Source organism: Streptomyces griseus (assembly GCF_900460065.1).
Classification (GTDB): Bacteria; Actinomycetota; Actinomycetes; order Streptomycetales; family Streptomycetaceae; genus Streptomyces; species Streptomyces griseus.
Genome location: NZ_UAVD01000029.1, coordinates 559167 through 582633 on the forward strand (window position 1 = coordinate 559167; position 23467 = coordinate 582633).

The 23467-nt window shown below is 74.5% G+C and carries 23 protein-coding genes and 1 pseudogene; 7 read left to right on the top strand and 17 right to left on the bottom strand.

Features of this window, described 5'->3' with window-relative positions; genetic code table 11:
• Positions 1-50: 50 nt before the first annotated feature.
• From DTB53_RS22270 to DTB53_RS22330, 13 genes and pseudogenes are all read right to left on the bottom strand, one after another.
• Positions 51-332 carry a chaplin gene (locus DTB53_RS22270; protein WP_003964390.1) on the bottom strand — a complete coding sequence of 94 codons (282 nt, stop codon included), beginning with the start codon at positions 330-332 and terminating at the stop codon, positions 51-53.
• Between the two features lie 139 nt (positions 333-471).
• On the bottom strand, positions 472-1620 hold the full coding sequence (locus tag DTB53_RS22275; protein ID WP_012377859.1) for a GNAT family N-acetyltransferase: 1149 nt from the start codon (positions 1618-1620) through the stop codon (positions 472-474).
• Positions 1617-2288: a YveK family protein gene (locus tag DTB53_RS22280; RefSeq protein WP_012377858.1), complete on the bottom strand. Its 672-nt coding sequence runs from the start codon at positions 2286-2288 to the stop codon at positions 1617-1619. Before DTB53_RS22280 ends, DTB53_RS22275 begins: the two co-directional genes overlap by 4 nt.
• Positions 2285-3421 carry a glycosyltransferase gene (locus DTB53_RS22285; RefSeq protein ID WP_012377857.1) on the bottom strand — a complete coding sequence of 379 codons (1137 nt, stop codon included), beginning with the start codon at positions 3419-3421 and terminating at the stop codon, positions 2285-2287. Before DTB53_RS22285 ends, DTB53_RS22280 begins: the two co-directional genes overlap by 4 nt.
• The gene (locus DTB53_RS22290) at positions 3418-4230 is read right to left on the bottom strand and encodes a polysaccharide deacetylase family protein (RefSeq protein WP_003964386.1); all 813 of its coding nucleotides are present in this window, start codon (positions 4228-4230) and stop codon (positions 3418-3420) included. Before DTB53_RS22290 ends, DTB53_RS22285 begins: the two co-directional genes overlap by 4 nt.
• Complete coding sequence (murJ, locus tag DTB53_RS22295) at positions 4220-5926, bottom strand: murein biosynthesis integral membrane protein MurJ (protein ID WP_012377856.1); 1707 nt, start codon at positions 5924-5926, stop codon at positions 4220-4222. Before murJ ends, DTB53_RS22290 begins: the two co-directional genes overlap by 11 nt.
• Entirely contained in the window at positions 5923-7281 is a 1359-nt protein-coding gene (locus DTB53_RS22300; RefSeq protein ID WP_012377855.1) for an O-antigen ligase family protein, read from the bottom strand. The genes murJ and DTB53_RS22300 overlap by 4 nt, the downstream gene beginning before the upstream one ends.
• Positions 7282-7283: 2 nt before the next feature.
• Positions 7284-8765, bottom strand: a complete 1482-nt coding sequence (locus DTB53_RS22305) for an exopolysaccharide biosynthesis polyprenyl glycosylphosphotransferase (RefSeq protein ID WP_012377854.1) — start codon at positions 8763-8765, stop codon at positions 7284-7286.
• Complete coding sequence (locus DTB53_RS22310) at positions 8762-9925, bottom strand: glycosyltransferase (protein WP_042498070.1); 1164 nt, start codon at positions 9923-9925, stop codon at positions 8762-8764. Before DTB53_RS22310 ends, DTB53_RS22305 begins: the two co-directional genes overlap by 4 nt.
• Positions 9926-10253: 328 nt before the next feature.
• Complete coding sequence (locus DTB53_RS22315) at positions 10254-10844, bottom strand: cysteine hydrolase family protein (RefSeq protein WP_012377852.1); 591 nt, start codon at positions 10842-10844, stop codon at positions 10254-10256.
• 114 nt (positions 10845-10958) lie between these two features.
• Positions 10959-12008, bottom strand: coding sequence for a polyprenyl synthetase family protein (locus DTB53_RS22320; RefSeq protein ID WP_012377851.1), 1050 nt, complete (start codon positions 12006-12008; stop codon positions 10959-10961).
• Complete coding sequence (locus DTB53_RS22325) at positions 12005-13063, bottom strand: tetratricopeptide repeat protein (protein WP_012377850.1); 1059 nt, start codon at positions 13061-13063, stop codon at positions 12005-12007. Before DTB53_RS22325 ends, DTB53_RS22320 begins: the two co-directional genes overlap by 4 nt.
• Before the next feature lie 222 nt (positions 13064-13285).
• A pseudogene (locus DTB53_RS22330) lies at positions 13286-13447 on the bottom strand (TetR/AcrR family transcriptional regulator); the annotation flags it as partial.
• A 49-nt stretch (positions 13448-13496) separates the two neighbouring features.
• Here DTB53_RS22330 and DTB53_RS22335 point away from each other — a divergent pair.
• From DTB53_RS22335 to DTB53_RS22345, 3 genes are read left to right on the top strand one after another with little or no spacing between them, the layout of a single operon-like run.
• Entirely contained in the window at positions 13497-14174 is a 678-nt protein-coding gene (locus DTB53_RS22335) for an ABC transporter permease (protein WP_012377848.1), read from the top strand.
• A gap of 25 nt (positions 14175-14199) precedes the next feature.
• Positions 14200-14874 carry an ABC transporter permease gene (locus tag DTB53_RS22340; protein ID WP_003964377.1) on the top strand — a complete coding sequence of 225 codons (675 nt, stop codon included), beginning with the start codon at positions 14200-14202 and terminating at the stop codon, positions 14872-14874.
• Positions 14871-15821, top strand: a complete 951-nt coding sequence (locus DTB53_RS22345; protein ID WP_012377847.1) for an ABC transporter substrate-binding protein — start codon at positions 14871-14873, stop codon at positions 15819-15821. Before DTB53_RS22340 ends, DTB53_RS22345 begins: the two co-directional genes overlap by 4 nt.
• A gap of 16 nt (positions 15822-15837) precedes the next feature.
• Here the strand turns inward: DTB53_RS22345 and DTB53_RS22350 are convergent, their stop codons facing one another.
• Positions 15838-16737, bottom strand: coding sequence for a nitroreductase/quinone reductase family protein (locus DTB53_RS22350; protein ID WP_012377846.1), 900 nt, complete (start codon positions 16735-16737; stop codon positions 15838-15840).
• A 311-nt stretch (positions 16738-17048) separates the two neighbouring features.
• On the opposite strand from DTB53_RS22350, the gene DTB53_RS22355 reads away from it, so the two are divergent.
• Positions 17049-17348 (top strand): DUF2087 domain-containing protein, encoded by a 300-nt coding sequence (locus DTB53_RS22355; RefSeq protein ID WP_012377845.1) that lies wholly within the window; start codon positions 17049-17051, stop codon positions 17346-17348.
• 30 nt (positions 17349-17378) lie between these two features.
• Here DTB53_RS22355 and DTB53_RS22360 read toward each other — a convergent pair whose 3' ends face one another.
• On the bottom strand, positions 17379-18203 hold the full coding sequence (locus DTB53_RS22360) for an aldo/keto reductase (RefSeq protein ID WP_012377844.1): 825 nt from the start codon (positions 18201-18203) through the stop codon (positions 17379-17381).
• Between the two features lie 173 nt (positions 18204-18376).
• Positions 18377-19540 (bottom strand): ABC transporter ATP-binding protein, encoded by a 1164-nt coding sequence (locus DTB53_RS22365; protein ID WP_012377843.1) that lies wholly within the window; start codon positions 19538-19540, stop codon positions 18377-18379.
• A 151-nt stretch (positions 19541-19691) separates the two neighbouring features.
• Between DTB53_RS22365 and DTB53_RS22370 the strand changes: the two genes are divergently transcribed.
• Positions 19692-20987, top strand: coding sequence for an alpha/beta fold hydrolase (locus tag DTB53_RS22370; protein ID WP_012377842.1), 1296 nt, complete (start codon positions 19692-19694; stop codon positions 20985-20987).
• Between the two features lie 60 nt (positions 20988-21047).
• Here DTB53_RS22370 and DTB53_RS22375 read toward each other — a convergent pair whose 3' ends face one another.
• On the bottom strand, positions 21048-21620 hold the full coding sequence (locus DTB53_RS22375) for a rhodanese-like domain-containing protein (protein WP_003964370.1): 573 nt from the start codon (positions 21618-21620) through the stop codon (positions 21048-21050).
• A 286-nt stretch (positions 21621-21906) separates the two neighbouring features.
• Between DTB53_RS22375 and DTB53_RS22380 the strand changes: the two genes are divergently transcribed.
• Both DTB53_RS22380 and DTB53_RS22385 read left to right on the top strand, forming a co-directional pair.
• Entirely contained in the window at positions 21907-22641 is a 735-nt protein-coding gene (locus tag DTB53_RS22380) for a PIG-L deacetylase family protein (protein WP_012377841.1), read from the top strand.
• Positions 22642-22751: 110 nt separating this feature from the next.
• Positions 22752-23351 carry a helix-turn-helix domain-containing protein gene (locus tag DTB53_RS22385; RefSeq protein WP_003964368.1) on the top strand — a complete coding sequence of 200 codons (600 nt, stop codon included), beginning with the start codon at positions 22752-22754 and terminating at the stop codon, positions 23349-23351.
• The last annotated feature ends 116 nt before the right edge of the window (positions 23352-23467 follow it).

A 23467-nucleotide genomic window follows, 5' to 3' on the forward strand; every position in this document is an offset into this window, starting at 1 on the left:
GCCGGCCCCCTCCGCGAGGAGGGGGCCGGCCGTTCCGGAACGACGGGAGATCAGCGGCCGTAGCCGTAGCCACCGTTGTCGTGGTGGCCCGCGTCGACGTTGGCGCAGGTGTTGCCGAAGGCCGGGTTCAGCAGGCCGATCACGTTGATCGTGTTGCCGCAGAGGTTCACCGGCACGTGCACGGGCACCTGGACGGCGTTGCCCGAAGCGACGCCGGGGGAGCCGGCGGCGAGGCCCTGCGCGCCCGCGTCCGCGGAGGCCATGCCGGCGCCGCCGGCGATCAGGGCGCCGGTACCGGCCATGACTGCGGCGACCTTCGTCATACGAGACATTCGGAACTCCTAGAACAGTTAGGGGGTGTGCTGCGGACGCGAGGCCCGCACCCCCTGACAACGCGGCAGAGGCCGGACGGTAACGGATCAGCCCATAGGTGATATCTCCGACGCACCTGTCCGGCGTACGCCCGGCGCGTCAGCGCCCGATCACCGGCAGCCCCGACAACCGCTCGTGCCAGTCCCGCGCCGCCGGGAACCGGGCCTTCACGGTCTCCACGGCCCGCTCCCGTACGGCCACCTGCGACTCGCGCAGCCGCAGCAGCGGCTCCAGGCCCGGCCGCGCCAGCAGCAGTCGCTGGTTGACCACGGGCACCGGCCCCCAGTGGTTCTTGTAGCTCTCCGCACCGCGCAGCAGGCTCAGCACCGTCCGGCCGCCGTCCGAAGCCTGCTGGGCGACCTCGCGCAGCAGCATCGTCGACACGTCGACCTTCCGCTCGCGCAGCGCCGGGTCCGCACCGTACAGGTAGCCGCCCGTCAGCCGGCCGGACTGCAACGACAGGTTGGACGCCACCACCGCGCCGTTCAGCCGGAACTCGGTCATGGCCGCCGTGCCGTCCCCCACCATCCGACCCACCGACCGGACCAGGTGGTCCGAGAACCGCGACCGGAGGTGCTCGGGGTTGACCCCCCGGCCCTCCCACTGCCGTTCGTGCAGCCGCAGCAGCGTGCCGATCGCGGCGGGCACCCCGTCCCGCGGGACCCGGTGGGCCTCGACGCCCAGGGCTTCGACCTTGCGCAGCTTGGAGCGCAGCCGCTGACCCCGCGAGCCCGTCAGCCCCGCCACGAAATCGCCCAGCGGCTCGGCCGGCAGCTCCATGCACGTCGAGTCGGTGAGCCGGCTCCGGGCCCCGGCCCACCGCCCGAACAGCAACTGCGCCGACGCGTCGGGCCTGACCTCCCGCAGGTCCACCACGGTGTGCCGGGCCGCCCGGTCCAGACCCCGCCCCAGCGCCCCCACCGCGTACCCGGCCTCCTCCTCGTCGAGCAGGATGTCGAAGAAGTCGGAGATCGCCCCGCCCATCGGGACGAGCAGCGGCATCGGACGGTGCACCAGCATCAGCGGCGCCGCCCCGATCAGCCGCCCCGCCCGGCGGACCAGCAGCACCCGCAGCCGGCCCTCCTGACCGTAGGAGATCCACCACGAGTGCAGCCAGGCGTGGCTCTGGAACGGGGTCGCGGTGGCGCAGCGGCGGTGCAGCGCGTCCCACTCCCCGGCGAGGGCGCCGAACTCCCCGAAGTCCCGGCACAGGGTCACGACGAGGCCGCCCGCCCGGCGCCCCGTCATCGGACGAGCTCCCGGTCGTCCTGGGCGACGCCGCCCCCGGCCGTGGGACCGGGAACCTGCGCCGCCACGGGCCGGGCCGCCCGGCGCGGCCGGACCAGCAGCACGAGGCCGCCCAGCAGCCCGCCCGTCGCGGCCCCCACCGCGCCGCCCAGCGGCACGGACGGCGAGACCGGCCGGTCCGGCGTCATCGCATGGGTGAACTTGATCAGCTTCACCCCGGTGTCGTCGGCGACGTGGCCGCTGCTCACGATGACGGCCTCGATGACCGCGTTGGCGATGTCGGCCGCCCTGCGCCGGTCCTCGGACGTGCCCGTCACCGCGATCATCGGCGAGTCGGGAGAGGTCTCGGACCGGACGTGGGACCGCAGTTCGCGCACCGGCTCGCCCGCCGCGCCCTGGGCGTACGAGAGCGTCGCGTCGCTCGTCGTCAGCCGCCCGTACGACTGGGCGTACCCCAGGGCCGCCGAGGGGTCCGTCTCCCCTTCGGCGACCGCCATCGCATAGCTGGTGGCCTCGTACCGGTCCGCGGCGAGCGCACCGTACGAGAGCCCGGACGCGGTGCCGATCAGTACGCAGACGGGCAGCGGCCACCAGTGCGGCAGCCGGGCGAGGGCGGTGCGCAGCCGACGGACGGTGATGTGTCGCTGCTGCTCGGGCGAGTCGGTCATGAGAGGGCTCTCCGGTTCGGTGGGGCGGTGTCGAGGGCGTACGCGTAGACGTCCATCAGGCGCTCGCTGCTGCGCCTGATGTCGTAGTGGCCGACGGCCCGGGGCGGCGGCTGCCGGGCGGTCGCGGCCTGTATCCGCTGCCGCAGCCGGGCCGTCAGCTCCTCGGGGCTCCCGGCGATCCGGGTGGCCGAGGGGGCATGGGCGGCGGGCAGGTCGTCGATGGCCGGGCAGGCGTCGTGGAGCACGGGCAGTCCGGCGGCGAGCGCCTCCACGGCGGCGAGTCCGAAGGACTCCTCGCGGGAGGTGGAGACGAAGACGTCCAGGGCGCTCAGCAGCGCCGGGACACCCGGGACCGGACCGTCCCCGTGCTCGTCGCACTCCCCGAGGAACCGGATCCGGTCCACCGCCCCGAGGCGCAGGGCCAGCGCCCGCAGCGCCCCGGCCTCCGGACCGTCCCCGGCCAGCAGCAGACGGGCCTCCGGCAGGGCGGCGACCGCGCGGATCAGTACGTCGAACCGCTTGCCCGGCACCAGCCGCCCGACCCCGCCGACGACGAACGCCCCGCCGGGAATGCCGAGTTCCGCCCGCACGGCCGCCCGGCGGCCCGCGTCGAAGCGGAACAGGTCCGCGTCGATGCCGTTCGGCACCAGCCGGATGCGGTCGGCCGGCACGCCCCAGTCCCGCAGCCGGCCGGCCACCGTGGAGGAGACGGCGACGGTCGCCGCCCCGAGGCGTTCGGTCGCGAGGTAGAGGGCCCGCACGGACCGGGTGAGCGGGCGGCCCTCGATCTCGGCCCGCCCCAGGGAGTGCTCGGTGGCGACGGTGGCCCGGGTCCCGGCGATCCTGGCCGCGATCCTGCCGTAGACACAGGCCCGGTACAGGTGTGTGTGGACCACGTCGTAGCGGCCCTGCCGGATCAGCCGGGCCAGCCTGCCGACGGCCGACAGATCCCGGTTGCCGCGCATCCCGAGGTGGGTGACCCGGATGCCGTCGGACCGCAGCTCCTCGGCCACCGCCCCCGGGTTGGTGAGCGTCACCACATCGCATTCCACCGGCAGGTGCCGCAGCAGCAGCCGCAACTGCCGCTCGGCGCCGCCGACCCCGAGCCCGGTGATGACGTGCAGCGCCCTCACCGCGGGCCGCCCGTCCGCACGGGTGCGGCGACCCGGGCGCCCGCACCGGGGGCCGCCACCTGCCGCAGCCCGTGCCGCAGGTCCTTCGCCCACAGGCGCACCCCCCGGTCCGCCTGGCTGATGTGGGTGCGGGGCAGCGCGAACCGGCTGAGCAGCGGGCCGGGGGCCAGCGCGCACGCGTAGCCGTAGCCCGCCGAGCGCGCGGCCTCGGTGACCCGGCGGTCGAGGATGCCGTACGGGTAGCAGAAGCCCTCCGGGAGCGACCCGGTGAGCTCGCCGATCAGCTCCCGGCTGCGGGCGGTCTCCCGGCGCAGCTCCTCGTCCGGAAGGGCCGTCAGATCCCGGTGGTACAGACCGTGCGAGCCGACCTCCATGCCCGCGGCGGCGACCCGCCGGACGTCGTCGTGGCTGAGCAGCGGCTTGCGCGGGCCGAGCGGATCCCACTCGTTGACGCCGCCCGGCCTGCCCGGCAGGACGAAGACCGTCGCCCGGAAGCCGTGCTCGCGCAGCACCGGCAGCGCCTCGCCGAGGAAGTCCGCGTACCCGTCGTCGAAGGTCAGCCCGACCAGGCCGCGCCGCCCCGCGTCCCCCGCGCGCAGCAGCTCGGCGACCCCCACCCCCGTCAGCCGCCGGCTGCGCAGCCAGGACAGCTGCTCGTCGAGGCGGTCGGGGGAGACGGTGATGCCGTAGGGATCGTCGCTCGGGTCGGTCACCGAGTGGTAGGTGAGGATCCAGGGCTGACGGCGGGTGTGCGGGCGGGGCCGGGACGAGGGAGCGTCGGCGCGGTGTGCCGAGGATTCAGCGGCCATCAAGGAACCTCCGTCGGGTGAGTGCCAGCAGGGAGACGACCTCGGGCGAACGCAGGGCGAGCCCGGTCAGGAAGAACACGGCGGGGACGAGGAGACAGCCGACGGCCAGGCTCAGCACCGGGTCGGGCACCAGGGGAGCGCACGCCCAGCCGGCCGCGCCCGCCGCCAGCGACGCCCCGGCGAGCCGGCCCAGCGAGAGGGCCACGGCCCGCGCCCGGATCGGCACCACCCGGGTGCCGAGGCCCATGAGCAGCAGCAGAGCCGTCGAGCTGATCCCGAGCGCGTTGGCGGTCGCGATGCCGTCCACGCCGAAGCGGTACGTCAGGGCGTACCCGGCCCCCGTCGTGACCAGCAGCCCGGTGCCCATGGCGAACGCCGGAAACCAGGTGGGCCGCCCGGACGAGAAGAACGGCCGGCTCAGCGCCCCGACCAGACAGTGGCCGAGCAGCCCCAGCGCGTACACCCGCATCACCTGGGCGGTCGACGCGGTGTCGGCGGGGTCGAACGCGCCGCGCTGGAAGAGGACCTCGATGATCTGCGGCGCGTAGCCGAGGACGACCGCCGTACCGAGCAGCACCACCATCCCGGCCAGCGCCAGGTCCCGCTCGACCCGCAGCCGGGCCCTCTCCCGGTCTCCCGCGGCCATGGCCTGCGCGACCACGGGGAAGGTCACCGTGCAGATCATCAGCGACAGGACCATCGGCATCTGCGCCACCTTCTGCGCGTAGTTCAGATGCGAGATCGCGCCCGCCGGCAGCGTGGAGGCCAGGAACCGCTCCACCAGCACCTGGGACTGACGGCTCACCACGAACAGGACCACCGGGGCCAGCACGGCGAACCCCAGCAGCGGAGCGGTCCGCGCCGCGCGCCGACCCCGTCGGAACCTCGGCGGCCGGGGCCGCGCGAGCGGCACCAGCCGCAGGAACACGGGAAGCTGGGTCAGGATCATCAGCACACTGCCGACCGCGACCCCCACCGCCGCCGCCCGTACCCCCCAGGCCGCGTGCAGCGCGAGCGTCATCCCGATGATGCCGAGGTTGTACGCGGCGTAGACCCCGGCGGGCGGCAGGAAGCTGCGGTGCGCCCGCAGCGCGGCGCTGAAGTAGCCGGTGATCCCGAAGGTGAGGACGGTGACCGAGGTCAGGCGCGTGCAGTCCACGGCGAGCCGCGGATCGGCCAGCCCCGGGGCCAGCAGGCCGACGACCCACGGGGCGCCCGCGATGAGCAGCGCCGCGCCGCCGGAGAGCAGGAGGAACAGCCGGGGGAGCGTGGTCGCCACCAGATCGCGTACGGGGTCGGATCCGGGGGTTTCCCCGGCCGCCGCCCGCCGGGTCAGGGCGAGGCTGAACGCGGGGACCAGGAGGAGCGCCATCCCGTCCTCGATCAGCAGCGTCGCCGCCATCTCGGGCACGGTCCAGGCGATCAGGAAGGCGTCACTCGCGTCGCTCGCCCCGAAGTACCGGGCGATGGCCTGGTCCCGCACCAGACCGAGGACGGCCCCCAGCACGGTCAGCACCGCCGTCCCCGCCGCCGCGCGGGCGAGGAAGGACCCGAGCCGGGGCGCCTCGCCGCCGCCCGTCCCGGGGGAGAGCGGGCCTTCGGCCCCACCCCCCGGGGCGGGCAGCGGCGGCGGGGCCGCCGCGTGTGCCGGACGCGCCCCGGCCCGCGTGCCCGTCCCGGTGCCGGCGTCGCTCATACGGTGCTCACCCGGTCCGGCCCGGCCAGCGCCCACCAGGCGGCCAGCCCCAGCACGATCCCGCTCAGCACCGTGGTGGGCCCGCCGATGTCGGCGTACAGGAAGTTGACGCTCTGCCAGGTCATCAGGGCCACCGCCGCCAGCCCGCAGTCCACGGCCGCGTGTCCGCGGGAGCGTGCGACGTACAGTCTGCGGACCGCGCCGACCAGGAGCGCCGCCCAGCTGCCGACGAGCGCGGTCAGACCGATGAGGCCCTGCTCGCCGAGGACCAGGAGATACATGTTGTGCGGGGAGAGGAGCGCCTGCCGCCGGAACTCCTGGCCCGCCCCGGCCGTGTCGCTTCCGGAGGAGAGCCCGATGGATGCGTGTCCGTCACGGTGGGCGGGGAAGCCCTTGAGGCCGACCCCGGTGGCCGGCCGCTCCCGCCACATCGCGCCCGCCGCGCCCCACAGCGCGTAGCGGTCGCTGACCGACCGGTCGGGGGTGCTGGTCACCCGGGTCACGCTGGCGGCCCGGTCCGCGATCATCTCGGAGCCGATGCCGAGCCCGCCGACCAGGACCACCCCGGCCGCGCCCAGCACGGCCAGCGCCGTCAGGGCCTGCCGCCGCCCGGCCAGGGCCAGGACGACGAGGAGCGCGGCGACCGTGGCGACCCACACGCCCCGGCTGAACGACAGCGTCAGGGGCACGACCAGCGCGACAGCGAGGACGGCGGCGCAGGGCCGCAGCGGGCCCGGGGCGTTCCGCGGCGCCCGCAGGGCGCAGGCCGCGGCGGCGAGCAGCCCGTAGGCGACGACGGTCGCCATCCCCATGATGTCGCTGGGCCCGAACGTGCCGACCGCCCGGATGTCCTCGCCCATGTAGGAGGCGCCGGTGCCGGTGACGTACTGGTGGACGCCCGTGACGCCCTGGACGACCGCCAGGAGGGCGAGCGAGCCGGCGACGATCCGGAACCCGTGGGCGTCCCGGAGCAGCAGGTACACGGCGGTCGGCACGAGGACGAAGACCTGGAGGTAGCGCACGAGCCCCGGCAGGGCCGCCGCCGGGTCCGCCGCGGTGACCGTGGCCACCGCGAAGCCCACGGCGGGCAGGCCGAGGACCAGCGGGGCCGTGCCGCTCAGCGGACGCTGCCGCAGATACAGCAGCCGCCCCGCGCACACCAGCACCGCGAGGGCGGACGCCACATCGGCCGGACCGGCCCCGCCCCAGGCCCCGGAGGGCAGGGCGGGCAGCAGGACGGTGGCGACCAGCGGCAGCAGCGGCCAACGGCTCCGCAAGCCGCTCCACGGAAAGCGCACGGTCGCGCGGGGCCCGGCCGCCGCCGACGGCGCGGGCGGGGTCAGCACAGCGGCCATGATCAGCTGCCTCCGAGCCGGAACAGGGAACCCGCGGTCCGCGCGAGCACGCACGCGTCCTGCCACAGCGACCAGGTCTCGATGTAGTGGTTGTCGAAGCGGGCCCGCTCCTCGATGGAGGTGTCGCCCCGCAACCCGTTCACCTGGGCCAGCCCCGTGATGCCCACGGGCATCCGGTGACGGGCCTGGTAGCCGGGATGGACACGGCTGAACTGTGCCACGAAGAAGGGGCGTTCGGGGCGCGGGCCGACCATGCTCATATCGCCCCGCAGCACGTTCCACAGCTGCGGCAACTCGTCGAGGGAGGTTCGGCGCAGCGCCCGGCCGACCCGGCTCATCCGCCCGTCGGACGCGACGTTCCAGCGGGTGGCCGACTCCTGGACGTCGGCGGGACGCAGCGTGCGGAACTTCAGCAGGACGAAGGGGCGCCCGTGCCGGCCGACGCGTTCCTGACGGAAGATCACGCCCGGCCCGTCGGAGAGCCGAACGGCCAGGGCACAGGCCGCCATCACCGGGGCCGCCAGCAGCAGACCGACCGCGGCCAGGGCGGCGTCCATCGCCCGCTTCGCCCGGTGGCCGACGGGACGGTTCGTGCCGTCGTGCAGCGGCCGCACGGTGAAGCCCCACAGCTGATCGGGGCGGCCATCCGCCGGCACCCCCGCGACCGCGCCGGGGCCGGTGACCAGCCATACCCGGCAGCCGTGGCCGGTGAGCAGCGTGAAGAGAGCGGGTCCGTCCGGGGTGGCTTCGGGCGGGGCCGTGAACACCGCGTGCCGGACGCTGTTCTGGACGACGGCCCGCCCCACCTCCTGCGCCGAGGCCAGAACCGGCAGCGGCGCCGAGTCGGAACCCGTCGGCTGCTTCTCGTCCCCGGACGCCGCCGGCGCGACCAGCCCGACCGGCCGCAGCCCGTAGGCGGGGTGGTCGTACAGGGCGGCCGTCACCTGACGAGCCGACGGCCCCTGCCCCACCACCAGCGTGGACAGCGGGCGGCGGACGGCGGCCCGTCGCCGCGCCGCGTACACGGCCGCGCGTCCGGCGCAGGTCAGCACGGTCTGCGTCGCGGCCCCGTACGCGAGCACCGCCCAGCCGATCGCCTGCTGCGGCGCCCAGAGGGCCAGCACCTCCATGGTCACGTACCACTGGAGGAGGGTGAGGCCGAGGAGAGCGGGGAGTTCGGAGAGGGCCGAGGGGGACAGCCGCATCCCGTACAGGCGGCGTCGGGCGAAGATCAGCACCTGCGCCACCGCCTGGACGGCCACCAGGGGCCAGGGCCACGGGGCCGGGACGACCAGGGTGAACGTCACGGCCGGGGCGAGCGCGTCCGCGCACAGGAGCGGCGCGAGACGGCCGTACCGGGAGGCGCCACGCTCGCCCGGCTGCGCCCGGGCGCCGCCGCCGCCTCTTCGCGGCGGGTGAACCGTGTGAGCCTGCACGGCTGTCGCCCGACCAGCGCCGGGAACCGGTGTGCTCTCCATCGTCATCGCTCGGTGCGCTTCCTCGTGGGGCCGGACATGCCGACCAGTTCCTGGTAGAGACCGGCGACCGCCCCCGCGGTCCGTCGGACGTCGAAGGCCGACCGGGTGTGACGCAGCGCCCGGCGGGACAGCGATGCGCGCAGCTCCGGGTCGGCGAGCAGGGCGGTCAGCGCCGCGGCCAGGGCCTCCGGATCCTCCGGAGGCACCAGACAGTGCTCCTCGTGGCCGGGCGGCAGGCTCTCCCGCGCCCCGTTCACGTCGGTCAGCACGACGGGGCGCCCGCAGGCCATGGCCTCCAGCGGGGCCAGCGCCATGCCCTCCCAGCGGGAGGGCAGCACCAGGACGTCCGCCGCGCGGATCCACGGCCGTACGTCCTCGCGGGCTCCGGTGAACTGCACGCCCGGCGGGGCCGACGCCTCCAGTCCCTCCCGGTCGGGCCCGTCGCCCACCAGCACCAGACGGGCCCCGGCCACCGGCATCCGGCGCCACGCCCGCAGCAGCACGTCCTGTCCCTTCTGCCGGGTCAGCCGGCCGACGCAGACGACCAGCGGGGCGTCCGCGTCGGCCCCGCGCGGCAGGGGCAGCGAGGCGCGGGCCTCCGCACGGTCCCCGCCTCCGCCGGGACGGAAACGGTCGAGGTCGACGCCGTTGTGGATGACCGACCAGCGGGCGGTGATGCCCGCCTCCTGTCCGGTGCGGCGTTCGGACTCGCTGACGCACAGGATGTGATCGGCCCACCGTGCGCCGAACCGCTCCCAGCCGAGAGCGAGGCCCGCGGTGCGACCGCCGACCGCCTCGAACGACCAGGCGTGCGGCTGGAACACGGTGGGGATCCGGCCGCGGACCGCGATCCGGCCGGCCAGTCCCGCCTTGGCGCTGTGGGCGTGCACCACGTCCGGGCGGCTCACGCGCACGATCCGGCGCGCGGCGGCCACCTCACCGGCCAGCCGGGGCCCGGGGGCACGGGTGACGGACCAGCCGTGGACCTCGGCCCCCGCGGCCGCCGCCCCGAGGGCCAGCGGGCTCCCGGGCGGGCAGGCCACCACGGGACGCAGCCCCGACCCGGCCTGGGCCCTGACGAGATCGGTGACGACCCGGGCCACTCCGCCGTCCACGGGCTGAACCAAATGAAGGACCGTCAATGGGCGTTCTTCGGTACGACGCATGTGCAGCACGCACGGCTCTCTTCGCTCAATCCGGTGAGTAAAGCCGAAGTGCACTTTGGCAGAGTTGTGGCGAAATCGTGCGCGTGACTCGCTCATACGACCACAGGGGGATGACGGCGGAACGAGGGCCGTTCGGGTGGTCGCGCAGCAGATCGGCGCATGCCCACGGGCTTTTCACGGACAGCCGGTGAAAGGGCTTGCGGAGAGTCCCCGTACGGAATGGCGCAGGTGTTCCGCGCCCATCCCGCCGTTTATATCGTCAGCGTTTTTCCGGCCTGCCGTACTGCGCCGATCGCCGCACCGGATGGCGGCACCATCTATCGGAGGGCTAGGCCGTTCTCGTGGTGGTGAACGCAGCGGCGAAAGAGACGTGTCCGGCGCGCGCCACGATTTCCACCTCGTCGCCCAGAGCCCATTCCGCGACCCGTGAGGCCATCGCCGCCGGCACCACGTCGCTGATGTCCGGAGCGGCCGGAATGTCGTACGTCGCGTGGGCGTCATGGGGCAGCACGACCCGGTAGTCCAGCTCCAGGGCCCGGCGGGCGGTGGCGAGCACGCACATCTCCGACATCACCCCGCACACCGCGAGCGCCCGGACGCCCGCCGCCGTCAGCTCGGCCTCCAGCGACGTCTCCTCGAAACCGTCGTCCTCGGTCTTGCGGATCACCGTCTCGGCCGGCCCGGTGCGCACCGGCAGGTGCAGCTCCCACCCGGGCGTCCCCGGCTCGTCGGGCGTGCCGGCCGGGCCGTCGTTCTGCAGGTGCACGACGAGCGCCCCGGCTTCCCGGGCCCGCCCGACCAGATCCGTCACCCGGTCCAGCAGCCGGGCCGCGTCGGGCACGGCGGCGTCCCCGGAGACGAAGGCCGACTGTACGTCGACGACGAGCAGCGCCGTGACCGGGGCGGGGAGGGCGGTCATGCCGGGGGAGTCCTCACGTCGTCGCGGACGGTGCCCGGGCGCGGGCCCGCCCGGGCCCATCATGCCGTACACGGGACGGCGGCCGCCCGCCGATCTCCGGCGGGCGGCCACGGATCAGCCGGTGCGGTCCACGAGGTACGGGATCAGCGTCAGCAGATCCCTCCGCGCGCTCCTTGCCAGCGGCACCCGGTCCAGACAGGCGCGGGCCGCGGCCAGGTGCTCGTGCGCCTCGGCGACCGTCGCCCGCCGCCCGCCCGCCTCGTCGATCAACTCGGCCGCACGGCGCGCCGCCGGGTCGTCGAGCGGCCCGGCGGAGGCGAGCAGCGCGTCCAGACGCCGGGCCGCCGGGTGATCGGCGGACAGGGCCGCGAGCACCGGGTACGTCTTCTTGAGCCGCCGCAGATCGCTGTGCACCGGCTTCCCGGTCACCTGCGGATCGCCCCAGATCCCGAGCAGGTCGTCCACCGCCTGGAACGCCACCCCCACGTGCCGACCCGCCAGGTCCAGCGCCTCGACGGTGCTGGCCGGGGCCCCGGCCAGCACCGCGCCCAGGGCGGCGGCGCATCCGAGCAGGGAGCCCGTCTTGTGGGTGGCCATCGACCGGTACTCGTGCGGCAGGACCGCCCCGGGCCCGGTCCACGGCCGGGACTCGAAGAGCAGGTCCTGCGCCTGACCGTGCACCAGGTCGCCCAGCGCTCCCGCCAGTTGCCGGACCGCCGCCGCACCGCCGGGGCCCGGAGCCTCCGCCAGCGTGGAGACGGCCAGCGCGAACAGCGCGTCCCCCGCGAGGACCGCCGGGCCCGTGCCGTACGCCTTCCACAGCGTCGGACGGCGACGACGGGTCTCGTCCCCGTCCATGATGTCGTCGTGGATCAGGGAGAAGGTGTGGATCAGCTCGACGGCCACCGCGCCGAGCACCGCGTCCGCCCCGCTGCCGCCCGCGGCCTCCGCGCCGAGCACCGCGAGCGCCTGGCGGACCCCCTTGCCCTGCGATCCGGGCGCCGGCTCGCCGCCGGTCCCGGTCCAGCCCAGCGAGAAGGCCGCCGTCTCCGCGTGCCAGGGATGCAGCCGTCCCACCGACTCCACCAGGGCCGGCCGCACCAGTTCGCGGCAGCGGTCCAGTATCTGCGGAGCGCTCGCCCGGCTGGTCGTGGAGAGCGTCATCGGCGGCCGTCCCGCTCGCTCGCGGAGGCCGGTTCCACACCGAGCTCGGCGTACGCCTTCTCGACCATCTCCTGGGCGTTGAGCAGCCCGATCCGGCTCAGCCTGTCGCGCAGCCCGTCCAGGTCGGAGGCGGTGGCCGCACGGTCCCGGCCGAGCCTGGCCCGCGCCTTGACCAGGCCGAGCGAGGCCAGCGCCTCGCCCCGCGGCTCGTCCATCGCGCGGAACTCGCCGAGCGCCTGTTCGTAGACCTCGCGCGCCTCCTCGTACCGCCCGGCGCGGAAGAACACGTTGGCCCGCATCTTGTGGTTGTAGGCGAGGGCGCTGGAGAGGTTCATCTCGCGGCAGGTGACCTCGGCCTCGGAGAGCAGATCGAGGGCGCGGCCGGTCGCCCCGTCCCGCAGGGAGACGATGTCGGCGATGCCGCGCAGGGCCCAGGCCCGGCCCCGCCGGTCGTCCGCGTCGCCCGCCAGGACGGCCGCCTCCTCGAACATCTCCAACGCGGTGTCCAGCGAACCGGTGTTGCGGTGGATCTGGGCGATGCCCTCCAGCGCCCAGACGGTGTGCCGGGCCTCGCCCCGGGCACGGGCCTCGGCCAGCAGTTGTTCGTGCAGCGTCGCGACGGTCGCGTAGTCGCCCTGGATCCGCCCGGTCTCGGCGAGGCCCGCCAGCGAGTATCCGCGGGCGACCACGTCACCGCCCCGCTTCCCCAGCTCCGCGGCGAGACCGAGCAGTCTGAACGCGAGGCGCAGCGAACCGCGTTGGCGTGCCAGCGTGCCCCCGCTCCACAGCGCCCACGCCATCGCACCGGTGTTCCCGGCCGTCCGCGCGGCCCGGTAGCTGGCCTTCCAGGCCCGGTCGGCCTCCGCGACCTGCCCGAGCCTGCGGTGCGCCTCCGCCACGGCCAGACCCGAACGCGCCACCTCCTCCTGCGATCCGGAGAGCTCGGCCTGCCTCAGGTGGCGAACTCCCTCGGCCAGTACGTCGGTGAGGGAGGCGTTCACCGACATCTTGGTGAGCGCACCCTGGTACTCGGGGGCCAGTGCCTTGGTCTGCATGGGGGCCTTCCGCGCGGTGCCGGGCCCCGCGCCGCGCGGCTATACCCTCCATGTATACGCGGAGAGTATAGTCCGGCGGTCGTGCGGGCCCGGATCTTGTGGGGGTTGGGCGCCGCACGTCACACGCGGCGCACCGTCCTGTCGTGGATCAAGACGGCAGCCGGGCCCGGAGGGTTGCTCGCGGAGGTCAGGTCGTTCCGCGTTCCCGCCGCGAGCGCCTCCTCACGCCCTCCCCGTGCGGCGCAGCCGGTGGCGTACCGCCCGCCGGGCCTCCGGGCCGAGCTCGTCCAGCACCCCGGCCGGTTCGGCGAGCTGCTCCAGCGCGTCGAAGGCGCGCCCCGCCCCCGCGGGGCCGGCGCCCTCGTACAGCTCCAGGCCCACGAACGGCGGCGTCCGACGCGCGACGGAACGGCTGCCGCGCTCGAATGGGCGGGTGACGGCCCCACCGGACGACTGCCTCGCCCGCAACGAGTGGATCTGCGGGGCCTACCTCTCCAGCCGCCGCGAGATCCTCGTGGACGCGGTCCTGCAACACCTCCAGCTGACGGGCGCCGCGGTCGCCGTCGCACTCCTGCTCGCCGTCCCCCTGGCGGTGGCGGCCCGCCGGTGGCGCTGGGCGGCCGGCCCGGTGCTCGGGCTGACGACGATCCTGTACACGATCCCGTCGCTGGCGATGTTCTCGCTGCTGCTGCCGCGGTACGGACTCTCCGCCGCGCTGGTGATCGCGGGGCTCGTCCTCTACTCCCTGACGCTGCTCGTCCGCAACATCCTGGCCGGGCTCCGGGCCGTCCCCGAAGAGACCCGGCAGGCCGCACGCGGCATGGGCTACGGGCCGCTGCGCCTGCTGCTCGCCGTCGAGCTGCCGCTCGCCCTGCCCGCCGCGATGGCCGGGCTGCGCATCGCCACCGTCTCCGCGGTCTCCCTGGTCACCATCGGGGCGATCGTCGGCCACGGAGGGCTGGGCAACCTCATCTACTCCGGCATGAACACCTACTTCAAGGCGCAGGTGCTCACCGCCTCCGTCCTGTGCGTCGTCATCGCCGTCGCCGCGGACCTGCTGCTCCTGGGAGCGGGACGGCTGCTGACCCCCTGGACCCGGAGGCGGGCGTGAACGCGTCGAGCAGGGGGGTGCGGAGGTGAACACCCTCTCCGAAACCTGGTCCTGGCTCACCACCGCAGCCCACTGGTCCGGCCCCGACGGAATCGGGAACCGGCTCGGCGAACACCTCTACCTCACCGTCGTCTGCCTGCTCATCAGCTGCCTGGTCGCCCTGCCCGTCGCCCTCGTCCTGGGCCACCTCGGCAAGGGCGGCGCGCTCGCCGTCAACCTCTCCAACATCGGCCGGGCCGTGCCCACCTTCGCCGTGCTGGTCCTGCTGCTGCTCACCCCCCTCGGGACGCGCGGGCAGTGGTCGACGGTCATCGCGCTGGTGCTGTTCGCCGTGCCGCCGCTCCTCACCAACGCCTACGTCGGGATGCGCGAGGTCGACCGGGACGTCGTCCGGGCCGCCCGGGGCATGGGGATGACCGGCCGCCAGCTGCTGCTGGGCGTGGAACTGCCGCTCGCCCTCCCGCTGATCCTCACCGGCGTGCGGATCGCCGCCGTCCAGCTGGTGGCCACCGCCACCATCGCGGCGCTGGCCGGCGGCGGGGGACTGGGCCGGATCATCACCGCGGGCTTCAACCTCGCCTCCACCCCGCAGGTGGTGGCCGGAGCGGTCCTGGTGGCCGCCTTCGCCCTCCTCGTCGAGGGTCTCTTCGAGGCCGGACGGCGCCTCGCCCCCCGGCGCGGCCGGGCGGCCGCCCCGTGAGCCGCGCCCGCCGGACCCTGGCCGCGCTGGTCCTCCTCGCCGCCACGGCCTGCACCACCGGCCCGACGCTGGAGAACCGGGGCGAGGTCACCGCGCCGCCCGGCGACAGCAAGCACCTCACCGTCGGGTCGGCCGGCTTCACCGAGAGCGACCTGCTGGCCCAGCTGTACGCGCTGCTCCTGGAGCACGCCGGGTACTCCGCGGACATCATCTCCGTGACCAACCGCGAGATCTACGAACCGGCCCTGGAGAACGGCCAGATCGACGTGGTGGCGGAGTACGCGGCGACCTTCGCCGACTGGCTCAACGCCAAGGCCAACGGGGCCGACGCGCCCCCGGTCGGATCGCCCGACCTCGCCACCACCATGAAGGAGCTGCGCTCGCTGGCCGCCCCGCGCGGGCTCACCGTGCTCGACCCCGGCCGGGCCGTCGACCAGAACGCCTTCGCCGTCACCGCCGCGTACGCGAAGGAGCACCGGCTGAAGACCCTCAGCGACGTGGGCGCCGCGAAGCTGCCCGTACGGCTGGCGGCGGGCGACGAATGCGTCCAGCGGCCCTACTGTGCCCCCGGACTGCGCGGGACGTACGGTATCGACGTCGTCGCCGTCGACCCGAAGGGCGTCGGCACCACCCAGGCCAAGCAGGCGGTGCAGAGCGGTCAGGACCAGATGGTCCTCACCACCACGACCGACGCCACGCTGGACCGGTTCGGCCTCGTCCTGCTGGAGGACGACAAGAACCTTCAGAACGCGGACTACGTGGTCCCCGTCGTCAACCGCGCACGCGCCGGCAGCGCCGGGGTGCGCGACGCCCTCGGACGGCTCAACACCGTGCTGACCACCGCCGACCTGGCCTCGATGAACGAGCAGGTCGATAGCTGGCGCAGACTGCCCGAGGACGTCGCACGCGCCTACCTGGAAGGGAAGAAGCTCCTTCCCGAGGGCTGAGGCGCGGCCCGGCGGCTCAGGAGGCGGCGGCCGGGGGCCAGGGCACACCGGCCAGCAGGGGCAGGAGGTGTTCCTCCTCGTAGTCGAGGTGGGCGGTCAGCTCCTCGGTCATCCGGGTCAGCTCGGCGCGGAAACGGTCCGGCTCCGCGACGGCGACGTCGGCCAGCAGGGCCGCGAGCGCCGACTGGACGGCCCCGATGCTCCGGTGCTCCTCCCGCAGCCGGTCGAAGACGCGCCCCAGACGGGGGTGGTGGCCCTCCATCGCCGGGAACAGGTGGCCGTCCTCGGCCGTGTGGTGGAACTCCAGGGCCTGGCAGAACGCCAGACAGCGCTGGCGGATCTGGAGCCCGAGGCCGGGTGCGGGCGCGTCGTGGGCCCCGCGGTCGCCCCGCGCGGCGAAGTGCGCCTCCGTCTCCGCGTGGACGTGGCGGAGCTGGGCCCGCAGCCAGGTGTGCGTCTCCACCAGCTTGCCGGCGAGCGAGGTGATCGCGGGAACCGCCGCGTCGGGGTCGGGCCGCTCCAGGACCACCACCGGCAGCACCCGGTCCGTGGCGTCCTGGTAGTCGGCGTACCCGGGCGCCTCGGCGACGACCCGGGCGAAGAGTTCGTCGCGTCGCGCGCCTTCGGCCGGTACGGCGAGGGACTCGAACTCCTCGTCGCCCAGCTCGACCGTCACGGCGGGGCGGGCGAGGAGATTGCGGTACCAGTCGGGGTGGAGCGGCGCGCCGAGGTTGGAGCCGACGACGAGCAGCCGACGGCCGTCGCGTACGTATCCGAGCGGTGTGGTGTGCGGCTTGCCGGAGCGGGCCCCGGTGGTGGTGAGCAGGAGGAGGTCGGCGCCCTCGAAGGGGCCGCCGACCTTCCCCGCGTTGGCACGGAATTCGGTGATGACGGACTGCTGGAAGGCATGGGGCATGGAGGTTCTGGGTCTCCCGGAAGGAAAGGGGCGGCGAAGGCCCGGCGGCACGGGGTGCCCGCGGCGAGGCGTTCGGAGGCGGAGCGGCTCAGGGGCCGAGCCGCTCAGGAACAGGGGGCGATGAGTGGACTCATGGCGTCATCCCCGGGAAGAAGGTGCCGGCTTGATCGCCGGCCGGCCCAGATCTCTTTGGCCGGCGTCACGCTGCACGTCCACATCACAACCCGGGCGGTGCGGGCCTGTCAACGCGAGGACGGGCAACGCCCGAAAAGGCGTTGCCCGTCCTCGGGGCGGCTGAGACGCTTGCGACCATGCCCGCCCCACAAGACATCCTCACTCCGCCGTCCGGGACGCCTCGCTCCCGCCGGGTCGACGCGCTTTTCTCGCACGGCCGCCTCGTCGCGATCCCGCGCAAGGAGGCCCGGCGGGAGCAGTTGCTCGTGCACCTCGCCGACACGCTGTTCGAGCGGGAGCGCTCGTACACCGAGCATGAGGTGAACGAGGCGCTCCGCACCGTCCACGAGGACTGCTCCGCGCTCCGCCGCTACCTCGTCGTGGCGGGGCTGCTCGTCCGGACCCGGGACGGCAGCAGCTACCGCCGCGGACGCTGACCGGTCGACCGGATCGGTCGACCTGACCGGTCAGTTGAGGGTGTCGGGGTCGGGGCCGGTGCGCATGCCGCGGTCCAGGGCGGCGATGGCGTCCATGTCCTCGGCCGAAAGCTCGAAGTCGAACACGTCGATGTTCTGCCGGATCCGGTCGGGCGTGACCGACTTGGGGATCACCACGTTGCCGAGCTGGAGGTGCCAGCGCAGCACCACCTGGGCCGGGGACTTGCCGTGCCGTCCGGCGATGGAGACCAGGGCCGCGTCCTTGAGCAGGGCGCCCTGGGCCAGCGGGCTCCAGGCCTCGGTGGCGATGCCGTGCTCGGCGTGGAAGGCGCGCAGTTCGGCCTGCTGGAGGCCCGGGTGCAGTTCGATCTGGTTGACCGCGGGGACGAGCGTGCCCGTGTCCAGCAGCCGGCGCAGGTGGGCGGGCTGGAAGTTGGAGACCCCGGCCGCGCGGATCCGGCCGTCGGCGGCCAGCTTCTCCAGGGCGCGCCAGCTCTCCGGGTACAGGTCGTGCGCGGGCGTCGGCCAGTGGATCAGGTAGAGGTCCACGTGGTCGAGGCCGAGCTTGGCCAGGCTCGCGTCGAAGGCGGCGAGCGTGGCGTCGTAGCCCTGGTCGGTGTTCCACAGCTTCGTGGTGACGAACAGCTCCTCGCGGGGGATCCCGGAGGCGGCCAGCGCACGGCCCACGCCGACCTCGTTGCCGTAGATCGCCGCGGTGTCGATGGACCGGTAGCCGGCCTCCAGCGCGGTGGAGACGGCGGCGGTGGTCTCGTCGTCGGGCACCTGGAAGACGCCGAAGCCGAGCTGGGGGATGGTCACGCCGTTGTTGAGCGTGAGGGTGGGGACGGTGGACATGTGACGGCCTTCCGGTAGTGCGGTGCAGCGGTGTGCCTCGTACGCGTCACCCGCCGACATTCCCGGCGTGCAACGTTTACTGGCGTCGACAATAATTGCAAACGCGGGTTATGCGCAAACGCTGGCTAGGTGTGGTGGCGGCCCCCTCGGCGGGGGCGGACCACCCCCGGCTCCTACGCGTCCGCCACGGAATCGAAGTCCACCTCCTCGCGTCCCACCCCCTGCGCGTCGGCGTCCACCGACCGGCGCAGCGCCTCGTGCAGCTTCGCGGGGGTCAGCACCCCGAGGAACCGGGCCCCGTCCAGCACCGCCACCCACCCCGCGTCGTGCTGGAGCATCTCGCTGAACGCCTGCTTCAGCGGAGCGCCCACCGGCACCCACGCGTCCATCCGGCGGGCCAGGCCGCCCACCGTCCCCTCCTCCCCGGACGACCGCAGCGCGTCCGCCGACACCCAGCCGTGCAGCTCGCCCGCGCCGTTCAGGACCACCGCCCAGCGGGCCCCCGCGGCCGCCAGCCGGGCCGCCGCCGCCCCGGCGCGCTCCTCCAGCCGGGCCACCGGCGGCTCCTCCAGGTCCTCCGGCTCGATCGCCGTGACCGACAGCCGCTTCAGCCCCCGGTCGGACCCCACGAACCGGGCCACGTACGGGGTCGCCGGGGTGCCGAGCACGGCGGCCGGGGTGTCGAACTGCTCGATGCGCCCCTCCCCGTACACCGCGATCCGGTCGCCCATCCGCACCGCCTCCTCGATGTCGTGCGTCACCAGGAGCACCGTCTTGCGCACCCGCTGCTGGAGCGCCAGGAACTCGTTCTGGAGATGCTCCCGCACCACCGGGTCCACCGCCCCGAACGGCTCGTCCATCAGCAGCACCGGCGGATCCGCCGCGAGCGCCCGCGCCACGCCCACCCGCTGGCGCTGCCCGCCGGAGAGCTGCGCCGGATAACGCGAGCCGTACGTCGCCGGGGCCAGGCCCACCAGGTCCAGCAGCTCCGCCGCCCGCTCCCGGGCCCGTGCGCGCTTCCAGCCGACCAGCGCCGGAACGGTCGCGGTGTTGTCCAGGACGGTCCGGTGCGGGAAGAGGCCCACCTGCTGGATCACATAGCCGATCCGCCGCCGCAGCTTCACCGGGTCGACCCCGGCGATGTCCTCGCCGTCCACCAGGATCCGGCCCGAGGTCGGCTCGATCAGCCGGTTCACCATCATCATCGTGGTCGTCTTGCCGCAGCCGGACGGTCCCACCAGGGTCACCAGCTCGCCCCGGGCCACCTCGAAGGTCAGCCCGTCGACCGCCGTCGTCCCGTCCGGGTAGACCTTGCCGACCTGCTCGAACCGGATCATGCCTGAACGCTAGGAGCCCTCCGCCCTCCGCGCACACGGGCCGGGACCGTCCGGGGCACCCCGGGACGCCCCCTTCGCCGGACCGGTGCGGCCATGTGCTGGACTGGCCCTTTCGCCCGGATCAGTCCGCACCCCGGATTCAGGAGTCCCCGTGAACAGTTACCGGCAGCCCGGCGTCGTCCTCACCGACCGCCGCTTCACCGTGCCCCTCGATCACAGCGACCCCGGCGGCGAGCAGATCGAGGTCTACGGCCGGGAAGCGGTCGCCACCTCCCGGGCGGGCGAGGAACTGCCCTGGCTGGTCTATCTGGAGGGCGGCCCCGGATTCGGCGCGCGCCGGTTCGTCGGCACGGAGGCCTGGCTCGGCCGCGCCCTGCGCGAGTTCCGGGTGCTCCTCCTCGACCAGCGCGGCACCGGACTGTCCACCCCGGCCAACCGGCAGACCCTCCCGCTGCGCGGCGGACCGCGCGAGCAGGCCGACTACCTCGCCCACTTCCGCTCCGACTCCATCGTCCGCGACTGCGAGCTGATCCGGCAGCGGCTCACCGGCGGGGCGCCCTGGACGGTCCTGGGCCAGTCCTTCGGCGGCTTCTGCGCCGTCCGCTACCTCTCCTCGGCCCCCGAGGGCCTCGCGGCGGTCCTGATCACCGGTGGCCTGCCCTCGCTCGACGCGCACGCGGACGACGTCTACCGGGCCGCGTACCCGCGCATCCAACGCAAGGTGGCCGCCCACTACGCCCGCTACCCCCAGGACGTCGAGCGCGCCCGCGCCATCGCCGCACACCTCGCCGAGCACCGGACCGAGAGCGCCGGACACCGGCTGACGCCCGAGGGCTTCCAGTCGCTGGGCATCATGCTCGGCTCGGGCAGCGGCAGCCACCAGCTCCACTACCTGCTGGAGAACGCCTTCGTCCGCACCCCGGGCGGCACCGAACTCTCCGACACCTTCCAGGAGGCCCTGCGCACGGCCGCCTCCTTCGCCGGACACCCGCTGTACGCCCTGCTCCACGAGGCCATCTACGGGCAGGGCGAGCGCCCCACCGCCTGGGCCGCCGAGCGGGTCCGGGCCGAGTTCCCGCAGTTCGACGCGGCGACGGCGCTGGCGGGCGACGGCCCGGTCCTCTTCACCGGCGAGACCATCCACCCCTGGCACTTCGACGTCGACCCGGCCCTGCGCCCGCTGCGCGAGACCGCCGAACTGCTCGCACGGCGCACCGACTGGCCCGTGCTGTACGACCCCGAGCGGCTCGCCGCCAACGAGGTTCCGGTCGCCGCGGCCGTCTACCACGACGACATGTACGTCGACACCGCGGACGCGCTGCGCACGGCGGCGGCGATCCGGGGGCTGCGGACCTGGGTGACGGACGAGTACGAGCACGACGGGGTGCGGGCGGGCGGCCCCCGCGTCCTGGACCGGCTGCTGGCGCTGGTCCGCGACGAGATCTGACCGGCCCGGGCCCGCGCGCCCGGCGCCGGGGCCGGCCGCGGACCGGCCGGCCCCGGCGGATCAGCGCTGGAGCTCCTCCAGCGTGGCGTCCAGGTCGCCGACGGCACGCGGGGCCCGGTTGTGCGGCAGCCTGGAGAGCAGTGCGGCCATCCCGCACGTGTTGCTGACCGCCGAGTACACCAGGCCCGTGCCGACGCCCGCGGACAGCCAGCGCGCGGCGGGGAAGCGGATGCCCGCCACCAGCCCCGCCACCACCAGCGAGCCCGCCGCGAGCCGCACCTGACGCTCCATGGGCCAGGTGGTGCGCGCGCCCTCGGGGCGGTCCAGGCCGCGGCCGTCACCTTCCCAGGCCGAGGTGCCGCCGGTCAGCGTCACGGCCTCGATGTCCGCTCCCGAGAGGATCTCGCAGGCCCGTGTGGACCGGACCCCGGAGGCGCAGACCACCAGCAGCGAACCGCGCGCGGAGGCGGACTTGAGCGCGGGCAACGCGTCCGGCAGCTTGTCGAGCGGGATGTTCAGTGCGCCGGGGACGTGTCCGGCGGCGTACTCGCCCGGAGCCCGTACGTCGATGACGGTGAACTCCTCCAGACGGGCTGCGGCCTGGGCGGGGGAGAGGGAAGCGGGGCTGGGCACGAGCGGGTTTCCTTTCGTTCGCCGGAGCGGTGGGTGAGGGGCGCCCCTCACCCTGCCCGGACGGGCCGGGCGGCCGGGTGCGCGGTGACCGTCACCGGACTCCAGCCTCGCACGCCCGGCGCCGGAGCCGGGAGGCCCGCCGGGGCGACCGTGCCGGGTGGCCCGCTGTGGCGCCCCCGTGCACGGGGGCGCGGCGGGGTGCCCCCTTAGGCGTGCGCGGGGGCCGCCTGTGGTGACCGTACGCCCGTGGCCTGCCGTGCCGACGGTACGTGGGTAGCCTGCCGGTATGGACTCGCAGCGACTCGCACCCATGCCCGCCGACTGGCAGCGCGCCCTGGCCGTGGTCGCCCACCCCGACGACCTGGAGTACGGGGCCGCCGCCGCCGTGGCGGAGTGGACCGACGGCGGCCGTGAGGTCGTCTACCTGCTCGCCAGCCGCGGGGAGGCCGGGATCGACACGCTGTCGCCCGAGGAGTGCGCGCCGGTGCGCGAGCGGGAGCAGCGGGCGAGCGCCGCCGTCGTCGGCGTGCGGACCGTGGAGTTCCTGGACCACCGCGACGGCGTGATCGAGTACGGCGTCGGCCTGCGCCGCGACATCGCGGCGGCCGTCCGCCGCCACCGCCCCGAGCTGGTGGTCACCCTCAACCACCGGGACACCTGGGGCGGGGCAGCCTGGAACACCCCCGACCACCGCGCGGTCGGGCGCGCCGCACTGGACGCCGTCGCCGACGCGGGCAACCGCTGGATCTTCCCGGAGCTCGGCGAACAGGGGCTCGATCCGTGGAACGGGGTGCGCTGGACCGCCGTGGCGGGCAGCGACCGGCCCACCCACGCGGTCGACGTGACCGCCGGTCTCGAACGTTCGGTCCGGTCGCTGCTGGAACACCGCACCTACATCGAGGCGCTGACCCGGGAGGACCCGGAGCGCTACTGCCGGACCTTCCTGGAGGGCATGGCCAAGGACGCGGGCGAGCGGTTCGGCGGCCGGCCGGCGGTCACCTTCGAGGTCTTCGCACACTGACCGCGCACCTGCCGCGCCCGCCGTGTACCCGCCGCACCGAGCGCGCACGGGCCGCGTCGACGTGCACCGGCCGTATTGACAAACCGGCTTGCCGATTCTGCAATGGCCGCATGAAGGAACACGACCGGGACGACCCGGAACTGGAGTCCGTCCTCTCCGGCGTCGGCCCCCGCCTGCGCCGGCTGCGCAAGGACCGCGGGGTCACCCTCGCCGCGCTCTCGGCCGCCACCGGCATATCCGTCTCCACGCTCTCCCGGCTGGAGTCCGGCGGCCGTCGCCCCAGCCTCGAACTGATGCTGCCGATCGCCCGGGCCCACGAGGTGCCGCTCGACGACCTGGTGGGCGCCGCACCCGTCGGTGATCCGCGCGTGCGGGCCAAGCCGATCGTGCAGCACGGGAGGACCATGCTGCCGCTGACCGCCCGGCCGGGCGGCCTCCAGGCGTACAAGCTGATCCAGGAGCCCGGCAGCGGCGGCCCGCCGGAGCAGCGCACGCACGAGGGGTACGAGTGGCTGTTCGTGCTCTCCGGGAAGCTGCGGCTGCTGTTGGCCGAGCACGATCTGGTGCTGGAGCCGGGCGAGGCCGCCGAGTTCGACACCCGGCTGCCGCACTGGTTCGGCCCGGCCGAGGACGAGACGGTGGAGTTCCTCAGCCTGTTCGGTCCGCAGGGCGAGCGCATGCACGTGCGGGCGAAGCCCAAGCGCGCCTGAGGCCCGGAGCCTCCCGAGCCCCGGGCGGGGTGTTCCCAGATCGGCAAGCGACCGCTTAGTATGCGGCGCAGCAGTGGTAATGCCGACCGCTTCGGCGGTTGATGCCGACAGTGTTG

Excerpts from the sequence above, each read along its gene's own strand:
- DTB53_RS22270 (WP_003964390.1), bottom strand. The coding sequence starts at position 332 with ATGTCTCGTATGACGAAGGTCGCCGCAGTCATGGCCGGTACCGGCGCC.
- DTB53_RS22275 (WP_012377859.1), bottom strand. The coding sequence starts at position 1,620 with ATGACGGGGCGCCGGGCGGGCGGCCTCGTCGTGACCCTGTGCCGGGAC.
- DTB53_RS22280 (WP_012377858.1), bottom strand. The coding sequence starts at position 2,288 with ATGACCGACTCGCCCGAGCAGCAGCGACACATCACCGTCCGTCGGCTG.
- DTB53_RS22290 (WP_003964386.1), bottom strand. The coding sequence starts at position 4,230 with ATGGCCGCTGAATCCTCGGCACACCGCGCCGACGCTCCCTCGTCCCGG.
- murJ (WP_012377856.1), bottom strand. The coding sequence starts at position 5,926 with ATGAGCGACGCCGGCACCGGGACGGGCACGCGGGCCGGGGCGCGTCCG.
- DTB53_RS22300 (WP_012377855.1), bottom strand. The coding sequence starts at position 7,281 with ATGGCCGCTGTGCTGACCCCGCCCGCGCCGTCGGCGGCGGCCGGGCCC.
- DTB53_RS22305 (WP_012377854.1), bottom strand. The coding sequence starts at position 8,765 with ATGACGATGGAGAGCACACCGGTTCCCGGCGCTGGTCGGGCGACAGCC.
- DTB53_RS22310 (WP_042498070.1), bottom strand. The coding sequence starts at position 9,925 with ATGCGTCGTACCGAAGAACGCCCATTGACGGTCCTTCATTTGGTTCAG.
- DTB53_RS22315 (WP_012377852.1), bottom strand. The coding sequence starts at position 10,844 with ATGACCGCCCTCCCCGCCCCGGTCACGGCGCTGCTCGTCGTCGACGTA.
- DTB53_RS22320 (WP_012377851.1), bottom strand. The coding sequence starts at position 12,008 with ATGACGCTCTCCACGACCAGCCGGGCGAGCGCTCCGCAGATACTGGAC.
- DTB53_RS22325 (WP_012377850.1), bottom strand. The coding sequence starts at position 13,063 with ATGCAGACCAAGGCACTGGCCCCCGAGTACCAGGGTGCGCTCACCAAG.
- DTB53_RS22350 (WP_012377846.1), bottom strand. The coding sequence starts at position 16,737 with ATGCCCCATGCCTTCCAGCAGTCCGTCATCACCGAATTCCGTGCCAAC.
- DTB53_RS22355 (WP_012377845.1), top strand. The coding sequence starts at position 17,049 with ATGCCCGCCCCACAAGACATCCTCACTCCGCCGTCCGGGACGCCTCGC.
- DTB53_RS22360 (WP_012377844.1), bottom strand. The coding sequence starts at position 18,203 with ATGTCCACCGTCCCCACCCTCACGCTCAACAACGGCGTGACCATCCCC.
- DTB53_RS22365 (WP_012377843.1), bottom strand. The coding sequence starts at position 19,540 with ATGATCCGGTTCGAGCAGGTCGGCAAGGTCTACCCGGACGGGACGACG.
- DTB53_RS22380 (WP_012377841.1), top strand. The coding sequence starts at position 21,907 with ATGGACTCGCAGCGACTCGCACCCATGCCCGCCGACTGGCAGCGCGCC.
- DTB53_RS22385 (WP_003964368.1), top strand. The coding sequence starts at position 22,752 with ATGAAGGAACACGACCGGGACGACCCGGAACTGGAGTCCGTCCTCTCC.